Annotated in this window: 17 protein-coding genes; 13 read left to right on the forward strand and 4 right to left on the reverse strand. The window is 63.8% G+C overall.

Going from position 1 to position 19,331, the window contains the following annotated elements; genetic code table 11:
* Positions 1–7: 7 nt before the first annotated feature.
* The 5 genes from LSO07_RS02115 (at position 8) to LSO07_RS02135 (ending at position 5,613) form a co-directional block, all read left to right on the forward strand.
* Positions 8–1,549 carry a sugar ABC transporter ATP-binding protein gene (locus tag LSO07_RS02115; protein WP_225317149.1) on the forward strand — a complete coding sequence of 514 codons (1,542 nt, stop codon included), beginning with the start codon at positions 8–10 and terminating at the stop codon, positions 1,547–1,549.
* Positions 1,546–2,628, forward strand: a complete 1,083-nt coding sequence (locus tag LSO07_RS02120; RefSeq protein WP_151092105.1) for an ABC transporter permease — start codon at positions 1,546–1,548, stop codon at positions 2,626–2,628. Before LSO07_RS02115 ends, LSO07_RS02120 begins: the two co-directional genes overlap by 4 nt.
* On the forward strand, positions 2,625–3,599 hold the full coding sequence (gene yjfF / locus LSO07_RS02125; RefSeq protein WP_070279994.1) for a galactofuranose ABC transporter, permease protein YjfF: 975 nt from the start codon (positions 2,625–2,627) through the stop codon (positions 3,597–3,599). Before LSO07_RS02120 ends, yjfF begins: the two co-directional genes overlap by 4 nt.
* Before the next feature lie 4 nt (positions 3,600–3,603).
* Positions 3,604–4,578, forward strand: a complete 975-nt coding sequence (locus tag LSO07_RS02130) for a glycoside hydrolase family 43 protein (protein ID WP_151092107.1) — start codon at positions 3,604–3,606, stop codon at positions 4,576–4,578.
* A 93-nt stretch (positions 4,579–4,671) separates the two neighbouring features.
* Entirely contained in the window at positions 4,672–5,613 is a 942-nt protein-coding gene (locus tag LSO07_RS02135) for a LysR family transcriptional regulator (protein ID WP_034752932.1), read from the forward strand.
* A 209-nt stretch (positions 5,614–5,822) separates the two neighbouring features.
* Here LSO07_RS02135 and LSO07_RS02140 read toward each other — a convergent pair whose 3' ends face one another.
* From LSO07_RS02140 to LSO07_RS02155, 4 genes are all read right to left on the reverse strand, one after another.
* Positions 5,823–7,088: a DUF6445 family protein gene (locus LSO07_RS02140; protein WP_151092109.1), complete on the reverse strand. Its 1,266-nt coding sequence runs from the start codon at positions 7,086–7,088 to the stop codon at positions 5,823–5,825.
* 46 nt (positions 7,089–7,134) lie between these two features.
* Positions 7,135–7,866: a hypothetical protein gene (locus tag LSO07_RS02145; RefSeq protein WP_151092111.1), complete on the reverse strand. Its 732-nt coding sequence runs from the start codon at positions 7,864–7,866 to the stop codon at positions 7,135–7,137.
* Between the two features lie 35 nt (positions 7,867–7,901).
* Positions 7,902–8,726: a hypothetical protein gene (locus tag LSO07_RS02150; RefSeq protein WP_151092113.1), complete on the reverse strand. Its 825-nt coding sequence runs from the start codon at positions 8,724–8,726 to the stop codon at positions 7,902–7,904.
* Positions 8,727–8,811: 85 nt separating this feature from the next.
* A complete protein-coding gene (locus LSO07_RS02155) occupies positions 8,812–10,191 on the reverse strand; it encodes a caspase family protein (RefSeq protein ID WP_191909562.1) in 1,380 nt (459 codons plus the stop codon).
* A 187-nt stretch (positions 10,192–10,378) separates the two neighbouring features.
* Here LSO07_RS02155 and LSO07_RS02160 point away from each other — a divergent pair, with 187 nt between their 5' ends.
* The 8 genes from LSO07_RS02160 (at position 10,379) to LSO07_RS02195 (ending at position 19,274) form a co-directional block, all read left to right on the forward strand.
* Positions 10,379–11,143 carry a hypothetical protein gene (locus tag LSO07_RS02160; RefSeq protein ID WP_151092117.1) on the forward strand — a complete coding sequence of 255 codons (765 nt, stop codon included), beginning with the start codon at positions 10,379–10,381 and terminating at the stop codon, positions 11,141–11,143.
* Complete coding sequence (locus tag LSO07_RS02165) at positions 11,140–12,186, forward strand: hypothetical protein (protein ID WP_151092119.1); 1,047 nt, start codon at positions 11,140–11,142, stop codon at positions 12,184–12,186. Before LSO07_RS02160 ends, LSO07_RS02165 begins: the two co-directional genes overlap by 4 nt.
* Before the next feature lie 33 nt (positions 12,187–12,219).
* Positions 12,220–13,077, forward strand: a complete 858-nt coding sequence (locus LSO07_RS02170; protein WP_151092121.1) for a hypothetical protein — start codon at positions 12,220–12,222, stop codon at positions 13,075–13,077.
* A 1-nt stretch (position 13,078) separates the two neighbouring features.
* Positions 13,079–14,683 carry a hypothetical protein gene (locus tag LSO07_RS02175; protein ID WP_225317150.1) on the forward strand — a complete coding sequence of 535 codons (1,605 nt, stop codon included), beginning with the start codon at positions 13,079–13,081 and terminating at the stop codon, positions 14,681–14,683.
* Positions 14,658–15,569, forward strand: a complete 912-nt coding sequence (locus LSO07_RS02180; protein WP_151092123.1) for a glycerophosphodiester phosphodiesterase — start codon at positions 14,658–14,660, stop codon at positions 15,567–15,569. The genes LSO07_RS02175 and LSO07_RS02180 overlap by 26 nt, the downstream gene beginning before the upstream one ends.
* Before the next feature lie 204 nt (positions 15,570–15,773).
* On the forward strand, positions 15,774–16,799 hold the full coding sequence (locus LSO07_RS02185) for a LacI family DNA-binding transcriptional regulator (RefSeq protein ID WP_151092125.1): 1,026 nt from the start codon (positions 15,774–15,776) through the stop codon (positions 16,797–16,799).
* Positions 16,799–18,286: a sugar ABC transporter ATP-binding protein gene (locus tag LSO07_RS02190; RefSeq protein ID WP_151092127.1), complete on the forward strand. Its 1,488-nt coding sequence runs from the start codon at positions 16,799–16,801 to the stop codon at positions 18,284–18,286. The genes LSO07_RS02185 and LSO07_RS02190 overlap by 1 nt, the downstream gene beginning before the upstream one ends.
* Complete coding sequence (locus tag LSO07_RS02195) at positions 18,267–19,274, forward strand: ABC transporter permease (RefSeq protein WP_151092129.1); 1,008 nt, start codon at positions 18,267–18,269, stop codon at positions 19,272–19,274. The genes LSO07_RS02190 and LSO07_RS02195 overlap by 20 nt, the downstream gene beginning before the upstream one ends.
* Positions 19,275–19,331: the final 57 nt, after the last annotated feature.

Consider the following 19,331-nt stretch of genomic DNA (forward strand, 5'->3'; position numbering starts at 1 on the left):
TTGCCGCATGATGAAGACGCAAGTGAAACACAATGCCGCGCCAGCTCCCTTGCTGGAGTTGCGCGGCATCAGCAAGTCCTTTCCCGGCGTCAAAGCCCTCAGCGACGTAGCCCTGCGCCTGTATCCGGGTGAAGTGCACACCTTGATGGGGCAAAATGGTGCCGGGAAATCGACCCTGATCAAGGTGCTGACGGGCGTCTACACGCCCGACAGCGGCCAGATTTTGCTCGATGGCAAGCCTATTGCGCCCGCGTCCACCTCGGATGCCCAGGGACTGGGCATCAGCACCGTGTACCAGGAAGTCAATCTGTGCCCGAACCTGTCGGTGGCGGAAAACATTTTTATCGGCCGCTATCCGCGCCGCTTTGGCGCTATCGACTGGCGTGGCATGCAGCAACAGGCGCGTGCCTTGCTGCAGCAATTGCAGATCGATATCGATGTCACGGCGCAACTGTCCAGCTTTCCGCTGGCCATCCAGCAAATGGTGGCCATTTCGCGCGCGCTGAACATTTCGGCCCGCGTGCTGATCCTCGATGAACCCACGTCCAGCCTGGACGAGGCGGAAGTCAATCTGCTGTTCTCCGTGCTGCGCCGCCTGCGCGAGCAGGGCATGGCGATCCTGTTCGTCACGCACTTTCTGGACCAGACGTATGCCATTTCCGACCGCATCACCGTCATGCGCAATGGCGAGCGCGAGGGAGAGTACGCGTGCAGTGAGCTGTCGCGCCTGGCGCTGGTGAACAAGATGATCGGCGTGGCGGCCGACACCGTGGTGCAAGAGCTTGATCTGGCGCAAGACGCGAGCGCCGCCAGCTTTGGTCCCACCGTGCTCGAAGCGCAGGGACTGGGCCGCAAGGGCGCCTTGCTGCCCATGGATTTCCACATCCGCCAGGGTGAATTGCTGGGCCTGGCCGGCTTGCTCGGTTCGGGCCGCACGGAACTGGCGCGCCTGCTGTTTAGCGCCGACAAGGCCGATTCCGGCACGATCACGATGCAGGGCCAGCCGCGCCACTTCAGCGTGCCGCGCGATGCGATTGCCCGGGACATCGGCTTTTGCTCGGAAGACCGCAAGCACGAGGGCGCGATTTTGTCGCTGTCCGTGCGCGAAAACATCATCCTGGCCTTGCAGGCCCGCACGGGCTTGCTGCGCGCCATTCCGTTCAAACGCCAGCAGGCGCTGGCCGACGAATATGTGAAAGCGCTCGGCATCAAGACGGCCAGCATCGAAACCCCCATCGGCAGCCTGTCGGGCGGCAATCAGCAGAAAGCCTTGCTGGCGCGCTGGCTGGTGACGTCGCCCGCCATGCTGATCCTCGATGAACCGACGCGTGGCATCGACGTGCGCGCCAAGCAGGAAATTATGAGCTATGTGGCCAAACTGTGCCGCAAGGGCATGGCCATCCTGTTCATCTCTTCCGAACTGCCGGAAGTGCTGCGCTGCAGCGACCGCATCGTCGTCATGCGCGACCGCAAGGCCTGCGGCGACTATGCGCGTGGCGAGCTGGACGACAGTTCCGTGCTGCAAGTGATCGCCGGAGACGCCACATGAGTTTATCCACGCCATCGAGCGCGCCGCTGGCGCGTGCGGCTTCCCTTACGAATGCTTCCATGTTGCAGAGTGTCTTGCATCACCCCCTGAGCCGGCCCCTGGCCGCGCTGTTCTTGCTGCTGCTGGTCGATTTCTTCGCCATCCCCGGATTTTTCCATCTGGAAATTCGCGACGGTCACCTGTACGGCAGCGTGATCGACATCGTCAACCGCGCCGCGCCGCTGATGCTGGCGGCCTTGGGCATGACCCTGGTGATCGCCACGCGCGGCATCGATATTTCCGTGGGCGCCGTCGTGGCCCTGTCCGGCACCGTGGCCGCCATGCTGATCGGCGGCACCATGGTGATGGAGAACGGCGTTCCTACGTATGTGAGCAACATTCCCATGGGCTGGGCCCTGGCCGCCGCCCTGGGCGCGGCCTTGCTGTGCGGCGCCTGGAATGGCGTGCTGGTGGCGGGCCTGGGCTTGCAGCCCATCGTCGCCACCCTGATTCTGATGGTGGCGGGGCGCGGCCTGGCGCAATTGCTCACGGATGGGCAGATCGTCACCGTCTACTACCAGCCCTTCTTTTTCATCGGCAGCGGTTACCTGTTCGGCTTGCCGTTTTCCCTGTTCCTCGTCGCTGCCGTGTTCCTCATCACGGCCGTGCTGATGCGCAGGACGGCCCTGGGCCTGTTCATCCAGGCCGTCGGCATCAATCCCGTCGCCGCGCGCCTGGCCGGCATCAAGACGGCGACCCTGATCTTCTTCGTCTACGTGTTTTGCGCCGCCTGCGCGGGGCTGTCGGGCCTGATGATCAGCTCGAACATCAAGAGCGCCGACGCGAACAACGCGGGCCTGATGCTGGAACTGGACGCCATCCTGGCCGTGACCCTGGGCGGTACGTCCCTGGCTGGCGGCAAGTTCAGCCTCGTGGGCAGCATGATCGGCGCGCTCATCATCCAGACCCTGACCTACACCATCTATTCTCTGGGCGTGCCGCCGGAAGTCAACATGGTCGTCAAGTCGGTCGTCGTCTTCCTCGTCTGCCTGTCGCAATCGTCGGAATTCAAGCAATTGCTGCATCGGAGAAAAGCATGAAGGGCTTGCTGCACACCCCGTATTTCACCTCGCTCGTCACCGTCTTGCTGCTGGTGGTGATGCTGGGCCTGGGCGGCGCCGCCTACCCGGGCCTGCTGTCGACGCAGGTCATTTTTAACTTATTGATCGATAACGCCTTTTTGCTCGTCATCGCCGTCGGCATGACCTTCGTCATCGTGTCCGGCGGCATCGATCTGTCCGTCGGTTCCGTGCTGGCCCTGTCGACCATGATCGCCGCCTGGCTGCTCAACGTGGCGCACTGGCCGCCGCTGCTGGTGATCGTCACCGTGCTGGCGCTGGGCACCGTATTTGGCGCCAGCATGGGCGCGCTGATCCATTATTTCAAATTGCAGCCGTTCATCGTCACCCTGGCCGGTATGTTTCTGGCGCGCGGGCTGTGCTACTTGATCAGCATCAACTCCATCACCATCGATGATCCGCTGTTCGTGGCCATGTCGCAGACGCAGTTGCAATTTCTCGGTGGTTTTGTCTCGCCGGGCGTGGTGATCGCCGTGGTCACTTTGCTGCTGGCCATCTGGCTGGCGCACGCCACGCCGTTCGGCCGCGCCGTGTATGCGATCGGCGGCAATGAACAATCGGCCTTGATGATGGGGCTGCCTGTCGGCCGCACCAAGGTGCTGATCTATGCTTTCAGCGGTTTCTGCGCCTCACTCGGCGGCGTGCTGTTTTCGTTCTACATGCTGTCCGGCTATGGCTTGCATGCGCAAGGCACGGAACTGGACGCGATTGCCGCCGTTGTCATCGGCGGCACCCTGCTCAGCGGCGGCTACGGCTATGTGGCGGGCGCGCTGTCGGGCGTGCTCGTGCTGGGCACCATCCAGACCCTGATCGCCTTCGACGGCACGCTCAGCTCGTGGTGGACCAAGATCGTCATCGGCGGCCTGCTGTTTGTCTTTTGCGTCGTGCAAAGACTGATGGCCATGGGCCAGAAAAATACCAACGGGAGTTAATCTGATGTTCAAGCAACACACACTTGCCGCAGCCATCGGCATGGCGGCGGCGCTCGCCTGCGCCCCATTCGGCGTGCAGGCGGCCAACCCCATCGTGAAAAATATCTACACGGGCGACCCGGCCGCGCTGGTCGACAATGGCAGGGTGTACCTGTACGTTGGCCACGATGAAGCGAGCGCCACGGATACGGATTACCGCATGAACGAGTGGCGCGTGTATTCCTCGTGCGACATGGCGAACTGGACGGACCACGGCTCCCCCGTGCGTTACTCGACCTTCGCGTGGGCCGGCAAGGATGCCTGGGCCGGCGACATCGTCAAGCGCGGCAACAAATACTATTTTTATTCGACCGTCGACCACAAGACCATCGCCGGCAAGGCCATCGGCGTGGCCGTGTCCGACAGCCCGACCGGGCCGTTCGTCGATGCGCGCGGCAGCGCCCTGATCACGAACGACATGACGAAGCAGACGGCCATTCCCTGGGACGACATCGATCCGGCCGTCTTCATCGATACGGACGGCCAGGCCTATATTTACTGGGGCAACACGGTCTTGAAATACGCCAAGCTGAAAGCGAACATGACGGAGCTGGACGGCCCGATCCTGACCTTCGGCATGGATGCGTTTACGGAAGCGGCCTACATGCACAAGCATGCGGGCACGTATTATTTGTCGTACTCGCGCAACTTCCCCGAGGAAACGGCGTATTCGACCGGGCCGACGCCGACAGGTCCCTGGCATTTCCGCGGCACCATCATGGACAAGAATGCCGTCGTGAAAACCATTCACCAGGCCATCATCGAATTCAACGGCAAGTCCTACATCTTCTATCACAACGACAAGTTGCCCGGCGGCGGAGAATACCGGCGTTCCGTGGCAGTTGAGGAGCTGAAATACAAGCCCGACGGCACCATTGAATTCATCCAGCAGACGGCTGGCCCGGCCGCCAATCCTAGCGCCGCCTGCAAGGCATCCTGAACGCTCGTTGACTACGCACAAAAAGGAGACACACCGATATCTATAACATCGATATTGAGTTAGAACCGATATCGATCATGATATGATTTATTCATGGATACCCTCAACCCCAACTGGTTCTTGCGAGCCCGCCTGAAGACGCGGCAATTGCTGCTGTTGATCGCCCTTGACGAGCAGCGCAACATCCACCGCGCGGCGGAAGAATTGCACATGACGCAGCCAGCGGCGTCCAAGCAAATCAAGGACCTGGAAGAGATGCTGGACGTGCGCCTGTTCGACAGGTTGCCGCGCGGCATGGAGCCGACCATCTATGGCGAGACGATGATACGCCACGCGCGCATGGCCCTGACGAGCCTGTCGCTGGCGCATGACGACATCGTCGCCCTGAAGTCGGGCTTGACGGGCCAGGTGGAAGTGGGCGTCATCATGACGCCGGCCATGGCCTTGCTGCCGCGCGCGATCGCCCGGATCAAGCAGCAGGCGCCGCTGATGCGCATCGGCGTGCATCTGGAGCACAGCAATACCCTGATGGACATGCTGCAGCACGGCACGCTGGACTTCATGATCGGGCGCATCCTGGAAAAGGAAAGCAGCGCCGGTCTGATCTACGAGGAATTGACGGAAGAGCCGGCCAGCGCCGTGGCGCGCAATGGCCATCCGCTGCTGTCGCGCAAGAATTTGCAATTGAAGGACCTGGCGGGCCAGCCGTGGATCTTGCCGCCGCAAGGCAGCATCCTGCGCCACCGCTTCGACATGATGTTCCGCCGCGCGGGCCAGGAACCGCCTGTCGACGTGGTCGACACGACGGCTTTGCTGTTGATCACGTCCTTGCTGCAGCAAACGGACTCGCTGCACGTGATGCCGACGGAAGTGGCCCATTACTATGAATCGTTGAACGTGCTGAGCATTTTACCCATCGAATTGCCATGCAAGATGGATGCGTTCGGCATCATCCGCCAGCAGGATCATTTGCTGTCGCCGGGGGCGGATATGCTGCTCAAAGCTGTGCGGGCGACCGCCGCGGACATGTATTGACGATCACCCAATAAAACGTCCATGGCGTTGTTGCCGTGCCTTGTCGTACATTCGTACTGCCTGCGGCACGGCGCCTAGCCCTGAACATTTTCTTCGGCGCCGTCACCAACTTCGGGGATTTTTACCGCCAATTAATCGGGCACTTCAAAAAAGACAGGTAGGTCGGATTAGCCCGCAGGGCGTAATCCGACAATACCCGCGCAGCATGCTTAATCGGGCACCTCAAAGAAAAACAGCTGCACCAGTCTGCCATTTTCCGGCGTGTCGCCAAACACATTGCTGATCGAGTGAAAGTAATGGCCCTTGTACACGATCAGGCGGTTGTGGCGCATGGGCACTTCCAGCAGCGCTTGCCAACTGTCGCGCTGTTCCTGCAAGTCGTTGAATTTCTGCACTTTACTGTTCGGCAGCCAGCGTTTCTGGAAGTCCTTGAAGCTGGCGTAGCCGCCCGCTTTCACGTCCGCCTCGGGCAGTCTCCGGTACCAGCCGCTGGGCTGGTGGCGCCAGAACGTGGTGCCGCCCTGGCACTGCTCGGGCGGGTTCAGATATAGCACGCCCGCATAGAAATTGAAATTGTTGCCCGTCTCATTATCCACGTGGATATCCGTGCGCGCCATCGCGTCCGCATAGCTGAGGCGGTAGGACCCGTTGTCGGGCGAGATAAAACGGATGGGGCGGCCCAGTGCCGTGGCGATGCGCTCCATGATGGCTTGGCTGGGCTGGCCCGCCGTCTGGCTGCCCGGATAGTTTTGTCCCGCATAGCGCTGCTGCTCGAACGGCAACGCCAGCGCCTGCGCGCGCCAGGCGGCGGGGTCGGGCAGGAAATCGTCGAGGATGTGCAAATCTGTTTCGCGCAGGAAGTCGTGCAGGCTTGCCGGCACGTCGGGCGTGCTCACCCGTTCCGTGTTTTCCGCGCTGGGGCTGGCAAAGCCGATGCAGCACGTTTGCGCCAGCGCCGGATGCAGCACCAGGCCTTGCGCGTAGCGGGCCAGCGCCAGTTCCTGCTGTCCCGTGCGGTAATACAGCTCGGCCAGTCCCTGCAGGGTTTGCCAGCGCTGCGGACGCAGGGCATGGGCCCGTTCCAGTTCGGCGATGGTGTCCGCCAGTTGCTGTTTGCCCATCAGCAATTCCGCATGGCTGATGGCGAAATCGTGTTCGTGCGGCGCCAGCCGCGCCGCCGTGGCGTAGCTGGCTAGCGCCGCCTCGTTGTCCGTGCCGCGCAGCACATTACCGAGGTTGTAGTGGAACAGGGCATTGTGGGGCTGTTGCTTGAGCGACAGTTTTAACAGGCCCAGGCCGATGGCGCCCTGACCCAGCTCCAGCATCGCCAGGCCCTGGAAATGCTGTGCTTCGGCCAGGGCCGGGTTCAGTTTATGGGCGGCCTGGTAGGCGTTGATCGCCTCGATCAGCTTGCCCGCCTGCTGCAGCCGTTGCCCGTTTGCCAGATGTTGTTCCGCCAGTGTCTGTTCGCCCATGTTGCTATCCCGATGCAGTGTGGCGAACAGTGTAACCGAGCCCGTTCTACTGCGCCTGGCTGACGGGAATTTCTTCTCCGTTCAGCTTGATCGCCACCTTGACGATCTGCGCCTTGACCTGATGGCTGGCCATGTCCGCTTCCTGGGCGTAGGCGTACACGACGATGGCGAAGTCCTTGTAGCCGCTGCGCGCCGCCTCGATCTTGCGCGCCGCGTCCTGATCCACTTTCAGCAGCGAATAGCCATCGCCATTCGTGAACGCCAGCTTGTAGTCGCCATTGTCGTACATGTAGTAATACGTGCCCGCTTCGGCGAACTTGGCGGGGAAGGCGGCCTTGTCCATGGCGTACGGCGACAGCGCGCCCTGGCCATTGATCTGGTAGCGCAGGTAGCGCCTGGTTTTCGCTTCGCTGACCTTGGCGTCGATCTGCGGTTTCAGGGCGTCGAGCACTTCCTGCTTGCGGAAGGCATCGTTGCTGCCCGCATATTCGCGCGAGATGCGCTGCGCCACGGCCGCATAGTCGGGCGGCACGCCGGACAGGGCGATGTAGCTGTACATCAACTGGTTGCCGCTGGTGATGTCGACATAGCTGGCGCTTGGCGTGGCAGCGTCCGCTTGCGGCAGGCTGGCGGCGGCCGCTTTTACCTGCGCCTTGGCGGCCAGGTCCGCGACATTCGCGGCGACGGGGGCGGAGGCGGCTGGTGTGGCGGTGTCGTTCTTGCCGCAGGCGGACAGGAGCACGGCGATGGCGAGCAGGGCGGAGAAAGTGCGGTTCATGGTATTTCCTTCAGTATGGGTGTGTAAGAGGTGACTTAGCCGACGGTTTTACGTTTGTATTCGCCATAACCGTAAGCGGCCAGGACAATGCTGGCGGCCAGCACCAGGTAAAAGCCGATGCCGAACGAGAGTCCTTGCCACACTTGCCCCAGCATTTCGCTGGCCATCTGCTCTGCCATGCGTGCCGCGCGCGAGCCCATGATGCCGCCCATGGCGTTGCCCGCGTCGCTGACGGCGCCCTTGATCTTGAGGAACAGCAAGCTGCTGTGGATGACGACGAACAGCAGCGGCGCGCACTTGCCCAGCGCCGCTTTCGGGTGGCTGCTGGCCATGGTGGCGCAGCAGGCGGCAATGGCCAGCAGGAAGAAGAATTGTGCTGAGGTAAAACCGCCGCCGCCATCGCGGGCAAAGCTTTCCAGGCTGTCGGCGGACAAGCCCAGCAGCTGCCAATAGGTGCGCGAAACGGAGGCGAACAGGCGGATGCCGATGGTGTTGAAGACAAAGGCGCCGGCGATCAAGACGCCCAGGCTGGCCAGCACCTTGATGCCCAGGGCGGACACGGCCTGGCCCCATAGCTGCTGGCCCTTGTCGCGCGCCAGCTTCGCCGCGCCGGCCATCTCTTCCTGCGCCAGTTGCTGCGTTGCCACGGCGCTGACGGTGGCGAGGCCGCCTGCGTCATCGAAGCGCACGTCGACGACGGCATTGATGGCGGGCGCCACGTCCGAACGCCAATGCGTGGCCACGTCGAAGGCATGTTGAATGCCGGCCACGCTGACGGAACCTTGTCCGCTCGGTTGGTAGGCGAGGATGCGGCCCCGTTGGCCGGTGGTAATGGTTGCTGCTGGGCTGGATGGTTGCATGGGATTTCCCTGGTCACTGTCATGCTGTATTGCATGTACCCACGGATAACGGGGGCAGTTCAGGGAAATCCAAAATTATTTTGAATTATTTTTTCGGCGGCTGCATCAGGTCCTTGGCGGCGCCCTGGTAATCCTTCATCAAGCCCATGAAGGCGTCCTGCAAATGCCGGGCAGCATCCTGCGGCGGCGCGCCCGTGCGCCGCGCCAGGTCGAATTTATACGCGTGCGCGGCCGTGTAGCCGGCCTGCGAGGCGGCGTCCAGCAGCACGCCGGCCCGTTTCAGCGAGGCTGGGTCACCTTTGACCATCAGCAATTCCGCCAGATAGGTCTGGGCAATCGGAAAGTCTTTCGCGGCGGCTTTTTCCAGCCACTGCATGCCCGCCTTCGGCTGTTTCACACCCGCATCGCCGCCGCCGATGCCATAGCCGAGGGCCGTCAGCGCCACCAGGTCGCCGCCGCGCGCGCGCTTTTCCAGTTGCTGGCGGGGAAACGGACGGGCCGCGATCTGCATGCGAATTTCATAGTTGATGTCTTGCAGCACGTTGCCTGGCCACACCTTGGCACCGGATGCGGCAGGCTTCTCCACCGTCGGGGCAGGCGCCCGCATGCCGTTGTTGCCCGATGCCAGCACGCCCGGTGTTGCCTGGCTGACGCCCTTGCCGCTGCCCATGTTCAGCACCAGCCGTGCCGACGTTTCGCCAAACGACACGCGGGGCTTTTGCACGTCGTGCGTCATGGCGGCGACCCGTGCCGCCACTTGCGAAAACACGTCGCCCATGGACATGCCCGGTGCGTCGAGCGCGTCGAGCAGGGCGCTCGTGTAGGGACTGTTGCGCGAATCAGGCGACCAGAAATCGCGCGCCAGGGCGCCGGGGCCGGCTGAATAGGCGATCACCACGCCGCGTGGCGCTTGCGTGTCGGCAAAGCCATGGCTGGCCGCATTGCCGCCGCCGGGAACCACCACGGCGCCGCCGCGCGTATATTCCTGGCGGCAAGCGTCAAGGATCAGCACGGCGCCGCGCGCGCCCGTGCGCTGCAAGTCGCCTGCCAGGCTGGAAACGGACACGCCCTGCGCGGCAATGGCGGCCGCACTGAGCGCATTCATGTTCGCGCCCAGCGGCAGCACATAATTGGCTTCGCCCGCCTGCGCGCCGTGGCCCGCGTAAAACACGAGGGCGATATCGGCGCCGCGCGCCTGCGTGGAAAACTCGGCCGAGGCCTTTTGCAGCTGCGCCGCATTGATGTCCGTGCGCAACAGCACTTCAAAGCCCAGGCGGCGCAAGCGCTCGGCCATGGCGCGTGCATCGTTCACGGGGTTCAGCAAGGGTTGCGGATAGGCTGCGTTGCCGATCACCAGGGCGATGCGCTTGCCGGAACCGCTGGCGGCGGTCCCCACGGCCGCTTGCACGACATTGCCGCAGAGTAAAAAGATGAGGCTCAAAAACAGGGGAATCAGGCGATGCATCGGGGTCTCGGGGATTGTCGTGTGAGTAACAAAAGTTAGCGATTTCCAGTACGGTATGAGAAAATTGCCTAAATGCATTTTACCTGACTGACAAGTTTGTCTTGTTGTCCAGCGTATTTCCTCTTTACCGGCCAGCCTCGCTCCCGGCCAGTGGCGCGCGCCGCCCCAACACACGATCGGACCGGCTGTGCAATCGGAACAATTTGAACGGATTCATGCTTTCTGGACCCGCCGCCCGCAGCTGACACAAGGCGAACTGGGCGAGTTTTACCAGCGCGTCATTGCCGCGCTGACGCCATGCCGCCCGCGCGAGGCGGCGTCGCTGGGCGATTCACTGGCCGACTTGCGCCACCAGTTTTTCATTGAAAAAGTCCTCCACAGCGATAGTGACGCGGCGCCTCACCACGTCGGCGCCCTGTTTTTGTACTTCAAGCGCTTCATCATCGACCAGCTGCGCAAGCAGCGCATCGAGGAGGATGCCGATGCGCAAGAAGGCTGCGAACTGCGCGCACCCGACGCCTATGCGGAAGCGCTGCGCGATTACCGGCTCACGCCACAGCAGGTGCGCGAGGCGGCAGACAGTTTTATCGCCAGCTTGCCGCGTGACTTGATCTTGCTGCTGCGCCATTGCGGTTGCGGCGGCATGCCCGTCAAGGAACTGGCCGAGCAGATCGCTTCCGCGCATTACCACGGCGGCAAGCTGGGCCTGGTGCACAGGCAGAAGGACGATCCTGCCAGCGCGGGACGCCAGATCGTCGAACCGGCCCACCGCGCCACCTTGCTGGGCAGCTGGGTCTTGAGCCTGCTCAAGCTGCGCGTGGGGGACTCCTTGGCCGCGCGCGACATGCAGGCGGCGCAAATAGTTTTGGATATTTTATGTGTGGCCGCGTTATCCCTGCACATGGACCCCGTGTCCATCCACCCGAATACTGATGAAAGGCCACCGGCATGACTGCATTGACGCCCACACTGGCCATCGTTGCCGCGCGCCTGCCGTCGCCACCGTCTTCCATCGACATGCTGGACGACGAGGTGGCGGGCGATACCCCCGACTGGCGCGGCATTCCCGTGCCGGAACACGTGATGCAACGCTTCGCGCGCCGCAGCGACGCCGCACCGCTGGCAGCAAGGCCCATCGCCGGTGGACAGATCCATTTGCTGGCCCGCCGTCCCGGCTTCGGCGCCGTGCTGCTCGACGCCTGGGACAGCACGCGGCAGCGCTGGCGCGGCTGGCTCGTCACGCCCGATACGGCGTATGCGGATGCCTGCGGCCTGGTGGTCGAGGAGCGCGACGCGCCCGCCGATCCGCGCGCCGGCCTGGTGCTGTGCGACATGCCGGTGACCCTGGCCGTGACGGACCTGGGCGCCTGCCTGGGCGTGTTCAGCCAGGACCGCCTGCAGGCGGCGCGCTGGCTGGAAACGCATGGCCGCGCGAACGGGGCGGGGGTAGCTGCGGCACCGGGCGTGATCGCCCGCGTGGCCTTGCCCGGCGACGATTACGTCTTGACGGGCACGCCGCTGTCTAGCGAGCTGGGCAATGATGGCCGCGTGGCGTACCGGCAATTGCTGCGCCAGGGGCTGCAGCAATTGCAGATCGCTTCGGCCGATGCGGCCGCGTCCCAAACGACGGCACCGATATCGAGGCCTGTGCAGGCAGCCAATGCGAACCGCTGGCTGAAGCTCGTCACCGCCGTGGCCGCCAGCGTGATGGTGCTGCAATCGGCGTGGCTGTTCCTGCCGAAAGACCCGGCCGTGGTCGGCAATGCGGAGTTCCGCAGCGGCGGCGGCAGCGGCGTCGAGAAGGGCGTGCGCATGCGCGTGCTGTTCCGCGCCGAGGCCACGGAGGCGGAAATCCGCACCTGGCTGCAGCGCGAGCAGCTGGAAATCGTTGCCGGGCCGGACACCCTGGGCGCCTTCACCCTGCTGTCGCGCGACCGCCAGAAAGTCTTGCCGCCGCCAGGCCCGGGCAATCCGCTGGCCGTGATCAATCCCTGACCCCGAAATAAGAGAAAGTTATCGAGCATGACAATGTATAAGAACTTTGCATCTGCGCACTGGCGCAAACTGGCCATGGGCCTGGCTGCTGGCGTCCTGTTGACGGGCTGCGCCATGACGCCGAATGGCCGTGGCGGCGTGCTGGTGGGCCTGGATACGGCCGAACTGTTCGGCACGCCGATTTCCACCTTCCGCCTGCGCGACGGCACGGAAGGCACCTTGCGCAAGGATCCGAAGGGCAAGTATTCGATCAAGCTGTCGCAGGCGTTCCGCGTCGTGCCGCTGGACAAGGCCATCACGGCCCGCGTGGCGCGCGTGGAAAACGTGGGCGAGCGCACCGTCGTGATCGTGGAAACCCAGGAGCGCGGCTGCGCCTACCGCTATGAAGTGCTGGCATTCCAGGGTACGGACGTGCTGCAGTGGACGGTCGGCAATTGCAAGGACCGCCCCCGCGTGGAGCTGGCGGCGGACGCCAAATCGCTGAATATCGATTTCCCCAACTACAACCGCCTGTCGCGCATGATCTACACGGACAACCGCCTGCTCAACGCCAGCGTGGCCGTGCCGCCCGGCGTCGATACGCGCGCGCAGCCGTTTGCCGACGACGCCTTGCGCGCCACCGGTCCCGCCATCGCCACCATGCCCGGCAGCGACGGCGGCCGCGTGATCCCGGCGCCACCGGCCCCGGCATCGGCCCCGGCACCTGCCGCCGCGCCGAAAGCGGGCAGCCGCGCCAGCGCCAAGGCGCGCCGCCAGGACACCCCGGCCAGGGCGGCGGCGCCCGCGGCCATCAGCCTGCCCGCGCCGCGTGCCGCAGCGGCAGCCCCGGCGGCGCCGATGATCTTCCAGGCAGAAGAGATCAAGCCCGTCGTCATCGATTTGAGGAAATAAGATGGCCGCGAGTTTGCGCAGTCTGCAAATCCGGCAGACCCTGATTCTGATCGTCCTGACGATCATTTACCTGTGCTTCGAGCTGGGCTTCAATGCCCGCCTGCTCGACGTGGTGGGCGGCAACGTCAAGCCGGAAGACGTGGAAGGGGTGGAATTCTACGGCCGCAGCCTGTCCGGCATCGCCGCCGCGCTGGTGGTGCTGCAGCTGATGTGGCGCCGCCGGCTGAAGAACAATGGCAGCGGCCCTGGCTGGGTAAAAATCGTCGTTTGCTGCCTGGTCACGGCCGGCGTCGTCTTCGGCGTGCTGAAGACCACGGTGAATGTGCTGGTCAACACGCGCGACGCGGAATTTCGCCGCATGGCCTTCAACACCACCTTGCTGCAGCGCTCGCTGGTAGGCGGCAGCCTGCAACTGCAAGGCCTGGTCGACGATCCGACCCTGTTCGCCAAGCCGGAAGGCAAGTCCTTCCTGGCCCTGTTCCCCTTCCTGGCCGTGTCGGTGCGGCATCTTGACGAGCGCATGGGGCCGGCCAAGGAGCAGCTGGTGCGCGCCAACGTGCGTCAGGTGGCGGGCGGCCCGTCCGGTTACTATGACAAATATCAGGAAGCCATGCGCGAGCTGGCCGGCAAGTGGGAGCTGTATGCGGGCATTATTCCCGACAGCGATGCCGGTTTGCGTGCCAAGCAGCAATCCTCGTGGCAGGAATACGTGAGCAGCCTGTCGCGGCGTGGCTGGCAGCCGCATTCCGTGCCGATGCGGCGCCAGGCGGCCGTCGTCAATAATGTGCGCAAGAAAGTCCCCGTGCCCGCCAACTGGCGTACCGACGATGAGCGGGGCTTCCGCGCCGCCGTCAAGCGCCGCTACACAGCCGAGGCGGCCAGCAAGGGCGTCACCGTGCGCGGCGAACGCATCCCGCCGGGCTTGCCCTTTGCCGCTTTTGTCGCGCGCCCTGGCGTGCAGGCGGAATTGCGCGAAGCGTTGAAACTGCCGTCCAGCGCCACGGTGCAGCCAGCGTATGCCAGTCCTGCCGAGTTCGGGCGCCTGTTCGAGCAGTTCCTCGATCGCCAGACGGCGGAAAAGCTGGTGGAATACCGCGCCAGCCGCACCGACTTTGAAGCGGGTGGCAGGTTCTTCCATGAAGGCAAGGAAGCGGCGCGCGCCGCCATCGTGCCGCCCGTGGCCCTGTTCTTCTCGCTGCTGGGCGCCATCGGCCACTTTTCCAAATTGCTGTACCTGGTCGCCACCGTCGTATTATTGCTGCTGGCCATGCGCCGTGGTGAGCAGGCGGGTGCCGATGGACAGCTGAGCCGCCGTTCCGCCTGGATCGCCACAGGTGTGCTGGCGACGGCCTTTGCGGGCAGCTGGGGCATGCTGTCCATTCTCGACAACAACGTCACGCGCAGCGAGCTGTTCGGGCAAATGCTGGACTGGGCGCGCCAGCCCGAGCCCGACAGCACGCGCTGGCAAATAGCCGGCAAGGGCTTGCTGGCCAATATCACGCACGTCGTGGCGGTGGGGCAGGGCTACAGCTACCCCGTCAACGAAGCGATCCGCATCCACGTTTTGCAGGGAATTCATTATGGCTATCACGCGCAACAAAAATAAGGCGGCCGCGCTGGCATTGCTGCTCAGCACGTTCTGCACGTTGGTACAGGCCGACTGCCTGGGCATGAAGGTGCACGCCCACCGCGGCGCCGGCAATGCGCCGGAAAACTCGCTGAGTGCGCTGCGCAACACGTATTTCGGCACCTGGGACGGCGTCGAGACGGATTTGCAGCTGCTGGGCGACGGCAGCTGGGTGGTGCATCACGATCTGTTGACTGGCCGGGTGGTCGACACGGGATCGCCGCGCACCGTCAAGCAGATGACGGCCGACGACTGGCGCGCCGCCAGCATGAAGAACCGTGGCGTGGCCACGCCGGAAACGCCGCCGTTCGTCAGCGACGTCGCCGACCTGGCCACGGCTTTCCCTACGAAAACCCTGAATGCGGAAATCAAGGATGTGGTCTCGTCGTGCGCGCCGATCGCCACCCTGGTGGCGCAGTTGCGTACGAACATCAAGCACGGCAACTGGTTCCTGACGTCGGGCGTGCCGAACAACCTGGCGTGCGCGCGCCGCGCCGACCCGCAGGGTTATCTGGGCTTGCTCGTGTTTGACGCGCGCAATGCACAGGCGGCCGGCGCCAACCGGGTCAGCCGCTATATCGCGAAAAATGCCCGCCCGCCCAAGCTGGACAAGCCGTGGCTGCAGCGCGTGCAGCAGCAGATCGGCATGCCCACGGGCGTGCACGTGGATGCGCGCAGCCTGGACGCCAATCCGAATCTGCTGGGCGACGCCGCCAGCCTGAACATGCCCGTCTTCGTCTACGCCGTCGATGGCGACTCGGCCCTGGCCGCGTCCTTGCTGCGCGCGCAGCAGCGCAGCCACCGCTGGCCCAGCGGCGTCATTCTTGACGGCAATCCCGAGACGTTTTGCGCGATGATGAAATAAGTTCTCCCTGATCTGCGACACGGCGTTTTGCCGTGCAGCAGAATACCTCGCCGCCACAGAAATAGCCGCTTGCGGCGGCCCGCGCAGGCCCACTCTTGTGCCGCCTTTCTGCCTCTTTTTTGCGCATTGCAGCATCGATATTGTTTGCATCGGGCGCGCGACTGGCTTATAAATGTAATCGATTACATTTTATTGAAAAGCGCCATGCCAGCAGCCGTTCCATCACCTTTGCCCGCCGAAACCGTCTCCATCAGCGCCGTCGCCGCGCATGCGGGCGTGTCGGTGGCCACCGTCTCGCGCGTGATGAACGAGCAGGCCGGGGTGCGGGCGCCCACGCGCGACAAGGTGCTGGCGTCCGTGGCCGCGCTCGGCTACCGCATGAATCATCTGGCGCGCAGCCTGCGCACGGCCGAGAGCCGCATGCTGCTCACCATGGTGCCCGACGTGGGCAACCCCTTCTATGCGCAGATCGTGCGCGGCATCGATACGGTGGCGCGCGAACACGGCTATTTCGTCTTGCTGTGCGACACGGGCGCCGACGCGGGCCGCGAGCGTTCCTACTTCGACTTGCTGCGCATGCACCGCGCCGATGGCGCCATCTGCCTCGATCCGGACACGGTGCAGCATGCCCTGTCGCATGAATCCGTCAGCCTGCCGTGGGTAGCGTGCTGCGAATTCGATCCCGCCGTGGCCGTACCCTATGTCGGCATCGACAACCACCGCGCCGCCTCCGACGCCGTCGCGCATTTGCTGTCGCGCGGCCATACGCGCATCGGCCTGATCAACTCCGACGAGCGCTATCTGTACGCGCGGCAACGCCAGCAAGGCTACCTGGACGCCCTGGCGGCGGCCGGCCTGCCCGTACAGCCGCAGTGGGTGCACACGGTGCAAAGCCTCGATTACGAAGCGGGCACGGCCGCCACCTTGCGGATGATGGCGGGACCGGATGCGCCCACGGCCATCTTTGCCGTCTCCGACACCCTGGCCATCGGCGTGCTGAGTGCGCTGCGCCAGCTGAAAAAAAGGGTGCCCGAAGACGTGGCTGTCATCGGCTTCGATGATATCGCCATCGCCGCGCAGATCGATCCGGGCCTCACCACCATCGCCCAGCCGATGCGCGAACTGGGCGAGACGGCGGCGCGATTATTGCTGCAGCGTCTGGCGGACCCGGCGGCCAGTGTGCCGGGCGTGCTGCTGCAACACCGATTAATTCTGCGAGGGAGTGCATAGTGAGCGTTGCCGTCGGTTTCGAGGGGGTCTGCAAGGATTTCGGCCCCGTGCGCGTCTTGCATGGCGTCAGTTTCAACCTGTCGCCAGGACGCGTGTATGGCTTGCTGGGCGAAAATGGCGCCGGCAAGTCGACCCTGATGAAAATCCTCGCCGGCTACGAGGCCGTGAGCGAAGGGCAGTTGCTGATCGATGGCCAGCCCCGGCGCTTTAGCAGCTCGCGCGCGGCGGAGAGCGCCGGCATCGTGCTGATCCACCAGGAATTCAACCTGGCCGAGCACCTGACGGTGGCGCAAAACATGTTTCTCGGCCACGAAAAGACGCGCGGCTGGCTGCTCGACGAGGCTGCCATGCAGGAAGAAGCGTCGCGCTACCTGAAACAGGTGGGCCTGGATGTATCGCCCGACACGAAAATCCGCGACCTGATCGTGGCCGAGAAGCAACTGGTGGAAATCGCCAAGGCCCTGTCGCGCCGCGCCCGCTTCCTGATCATGGACGAACCGACGGCCACCCTGACGTCGTCGGAAACCCAACGATTGTTTACCGTCATGGCCCAGCTGAAAGCGGACGGCGTGACCATTTTGTATATTTCCCACAAGCTCGACGAAGTCGAGCGCAACACGGACGAAGTCATCGTCATGCGCGACGGGCGTTTCGTCACGCGCGAGCCGACGGCCAGCCTGACGCGCCAGCAGATGGCGAACCTGATGGTGGGGCGCGAGTTGTCCGACATGTTCCCGGCGAAAGTGGCATTGGCGCCGGACGCGCCCGTGCTCCTGAAAGTCGATGGCTTGTGCGTGCCCGGCTGGTCGAAAGACCTGTCGTTCGAGGTGCGCGCCGGCGAAGTGCTGGGCTTTGCGGGCCTGGTGGGCGCGGGGCGCACGGAATCGTTCGAGGCCTTGCTGGGCTTGCGCCCGCGCAGCGCGGGCACGATTGAGCTCAATGGCCAGCCGGTGGATATCCGCACGCCCAAGCAAGCGATGCAGCATGGCATGACGTATCTGAGCGAAGACCGCAAGGGAAAAGGTCTGCATGTGAACCTGGGCTTGCGCGAAAACCTCACCATGATGACGATGGAGCGCTATGCGCGGCCGTGGCTCGATGTGGCAGGCGAGAAAGCGGCGCTGGCCAAGGCGGTGCTTGACTTCAATATCCGCACGGGCGACCTGGACAGCCGCGCGCGCATGCTGTCGGGCGGCAACCAGCAAAAGCTGGCGCTGGCGAAATACCTGCATTCCGACCCGCGCGTCGTCGTGCTCGATGAACCGAGCCGCGGCGTGGATGTGGGCGCCAAGCGCGACATTTACTTTTTGATACACCGCCTGGCCGCCGAAGGGCGCGCCGTGATCGTGATTTCATCCGAACTGATCGAATTGATTGGCCTGTGCCACAGAGTCGCCGTGATGCGCGCCGGCACCTTGCAAGCCACCCTGTCTGCTGACCACCTGACTGAAGAGGAGTTGATTGCCCATGCAACCGGCACGCACTGATACCACCGTATCCCCTATTGCTCGATTCGGCGCGCGCATCAAGGGCTTTGGCCCCGTGCTGGGCCTGCTGGCCCTGTGCATCGCGGGCACCTTGCTCAATGGCGATTTCGCCACCCTGGACAACCTGATGAACGTGCTCACGCGCACGGCCTTCATCGGCATCATCGCCGTCGGCATGACCTTTGTGATTATCTCGGGCGGCATCGACCTGTCCGTTGGCTCGATGGCGGCCCTGATCGCCGGCTGCATGATCTATTTCATGAATGCACTGGCGCAAGGCGCAGGGGGGAATCTGGCGCCGATCACCATGCTGGTGCTGGGCATCGCCATGGCGCTGATCCTTGGCGCGGGCTTTGGCCTGATGCATGGCTTGCTCATCAGCAAGGGCAATATCGAGCCGTTCATCGTGACATTGGGCACCCTCGGTATCTTCCGCGCCGTATTGACGTACCTGGCCGATGGTGGCGCCCTGACCCTGGACGCCACCCTGTCCGAGCTGTACAGCCCCGTGTATTACACGAGCGTGCTGGGCGCGCCGATACCGATCTGGATTTTCCTGTTCGTGGCGGCGGCCGGCGCCATCATCCTCAACCGCACGACGTTTGGCCGCCACGTGCAGGCGATCGGTTCCAACGAGCAAGTGGCGCGCTATGCGGCCATCAACGTCGACAAGGTGAAAATCGCCACCTACATGCTCTTGGGCGTGTGCGTGGGCATCGCCACGGTGCTGTACGTGCCGCGCCTGGGCTCGGCTACGCCAACCACGGGCTTGCTGTGGGAACTCGAAGCCATCGCCGCCGTTGTCGTGGGCGGCACGGCGCTGAAGGGAGGCGAGGGACGCATCGTCGGCACCGTGATCGGCGCCATCCTCTTGTCCGTAATCAGCAATATTCTGAATTTGACCAGCATCATCAGTGTCTACCTGAATGCCGCAGTGCAAGGCGTGGTGATCATCGCCGTCGCCTTCCTGCAGCGAGGCCGCAAATAAAACAAGAGCGGCGTTCTGAAAGGGCGGCCAACGGGCGCCCACAACCTTGGAGGAGAG

Source organism: Janthinobacterium sp. PLB04, assembly GCF_021165895.1.
In the GTDB taxonomy this organism is placed as follows: domain Bacteria; phylum Pseudomonadota; class Gammaproteobacteria; order Burkholderiales; family Burkholderiaceae_D; genus Janthinobacterium; species Janthinobacterium lividum.

What these genes read in the sequence shown, in the direction of transcription:
- LSO07_RS02195 (WP_151092129.1), top strand. Translation starts at nt 18,267, where the DNA reads ATGCAACCGGCACGCACTGATACCACCGTATCCCCTATTGCTCGATTC.
- LSO07_RS02185 (WP_151092125.1), top strand. Translation starts at nt 15,774, where the DNA reads ATGCCAGCAGCCGTTCCATCACCTTTGCCCGCCGAAACCGTCTCCATC.
- LSO07_RS02130 (WP_151092107.1), top strand. Translation starts at nt 3,604, where the DNA reads ATGTTCAAGCAACACACACTTGCCGCAGCCATCGGCATGGCGGCGGCG.
- LSO07_RS02165 (WP_151092119.1), top strand. Translation starts at nt 11,140, where the DNA reads ATGACTGCATTGACGCCCACACTGGCCATCGTTGCCGCGCGCCTGCCG.
- LSO07_RS02120 (WP_151092105.1), top strand. Translation starts at nt 1,546, where the DNA reads ATGAGTTTATCCACGCCATCGAGCGCGCCGCTGGCGCGTGCGGCTTCC.
- LSO07_RS02135 (WP_034752932.1), top strand. Translation starts at nt 4,672, where the DNA reads ATGGATACCCTCAACCCCAACTGGTTCTTGCGAGCCCGCCTGAAGACG.
- LSO07_RS02175 (WP_225317150.1), top strand. Translation starts at nt 13,079, where the DNA reads ATGGCCGCGAGTTTGCGCAGTCTGCAAATCCGGCAGACCCTGATTCTG.
- LSO07_RS02170 (WP_151092121.1), top strand. Translation starts at nt 12,220, where the DNA reads ATGTATAAGAACTTTGCATCTGCGCACTGGCGCAAACTGGCCATGGGC.
- LSO07_RS02140 (WP_151092109.1), bottom strand. Translation starts at nt 7,088, where the DNA reads ATGGGCGAACAGACACTGGCGGAACAACATCTGGCAAACGGGCAACGG.
- LSO07_RS02115 (WP_225317149.1), top strand. Translation starts at nt 8, where the DNA reads ATGATGAAGACGCAAGTGAAACACAATGCCGCGCCAGCTCCCTTGCTG.
- yjfF (WP_070279994.1), top strand. Translation starts at nt 2,625, where the DNA reads ATGAAGGGCTTGCTGCACACCCCGTATTTCACCTCGCTCGTCACCGTC.
- LSO07_RS02150 (WP_151092113.1), bottom strand. Translation starts at nt 8,726, where the DNA reads ATGCAACCATCCAGCCCAGCAGCAACCATTACCACCGGCCAACGGGGC.
- LSO07_RS02155 (WP_191909562.1), bottom strand. Translation starts at nt 10,191, where the DNA reads ATGCATCGCCTGATTCCCCTGTTTTTGAGCCTCATCTTTTTACTCTGC.
- LSO07_RS02180 (WP_151092123.1), top strand. Translation starts at nt 14,658, where the DNA reads ATGGCTATCACGCGCAACAAAAATAAGGCGGCCGCGCTGGCATTGCTG.
- LSO07_RS02145 (WP_151092111.1), bottom strand. Translation starts at nt 7,866, where the DNA reads ATGAACCGCACTTTCTCCGCCCTGCTCGCCATCGCCGTGCTCCTGTCC.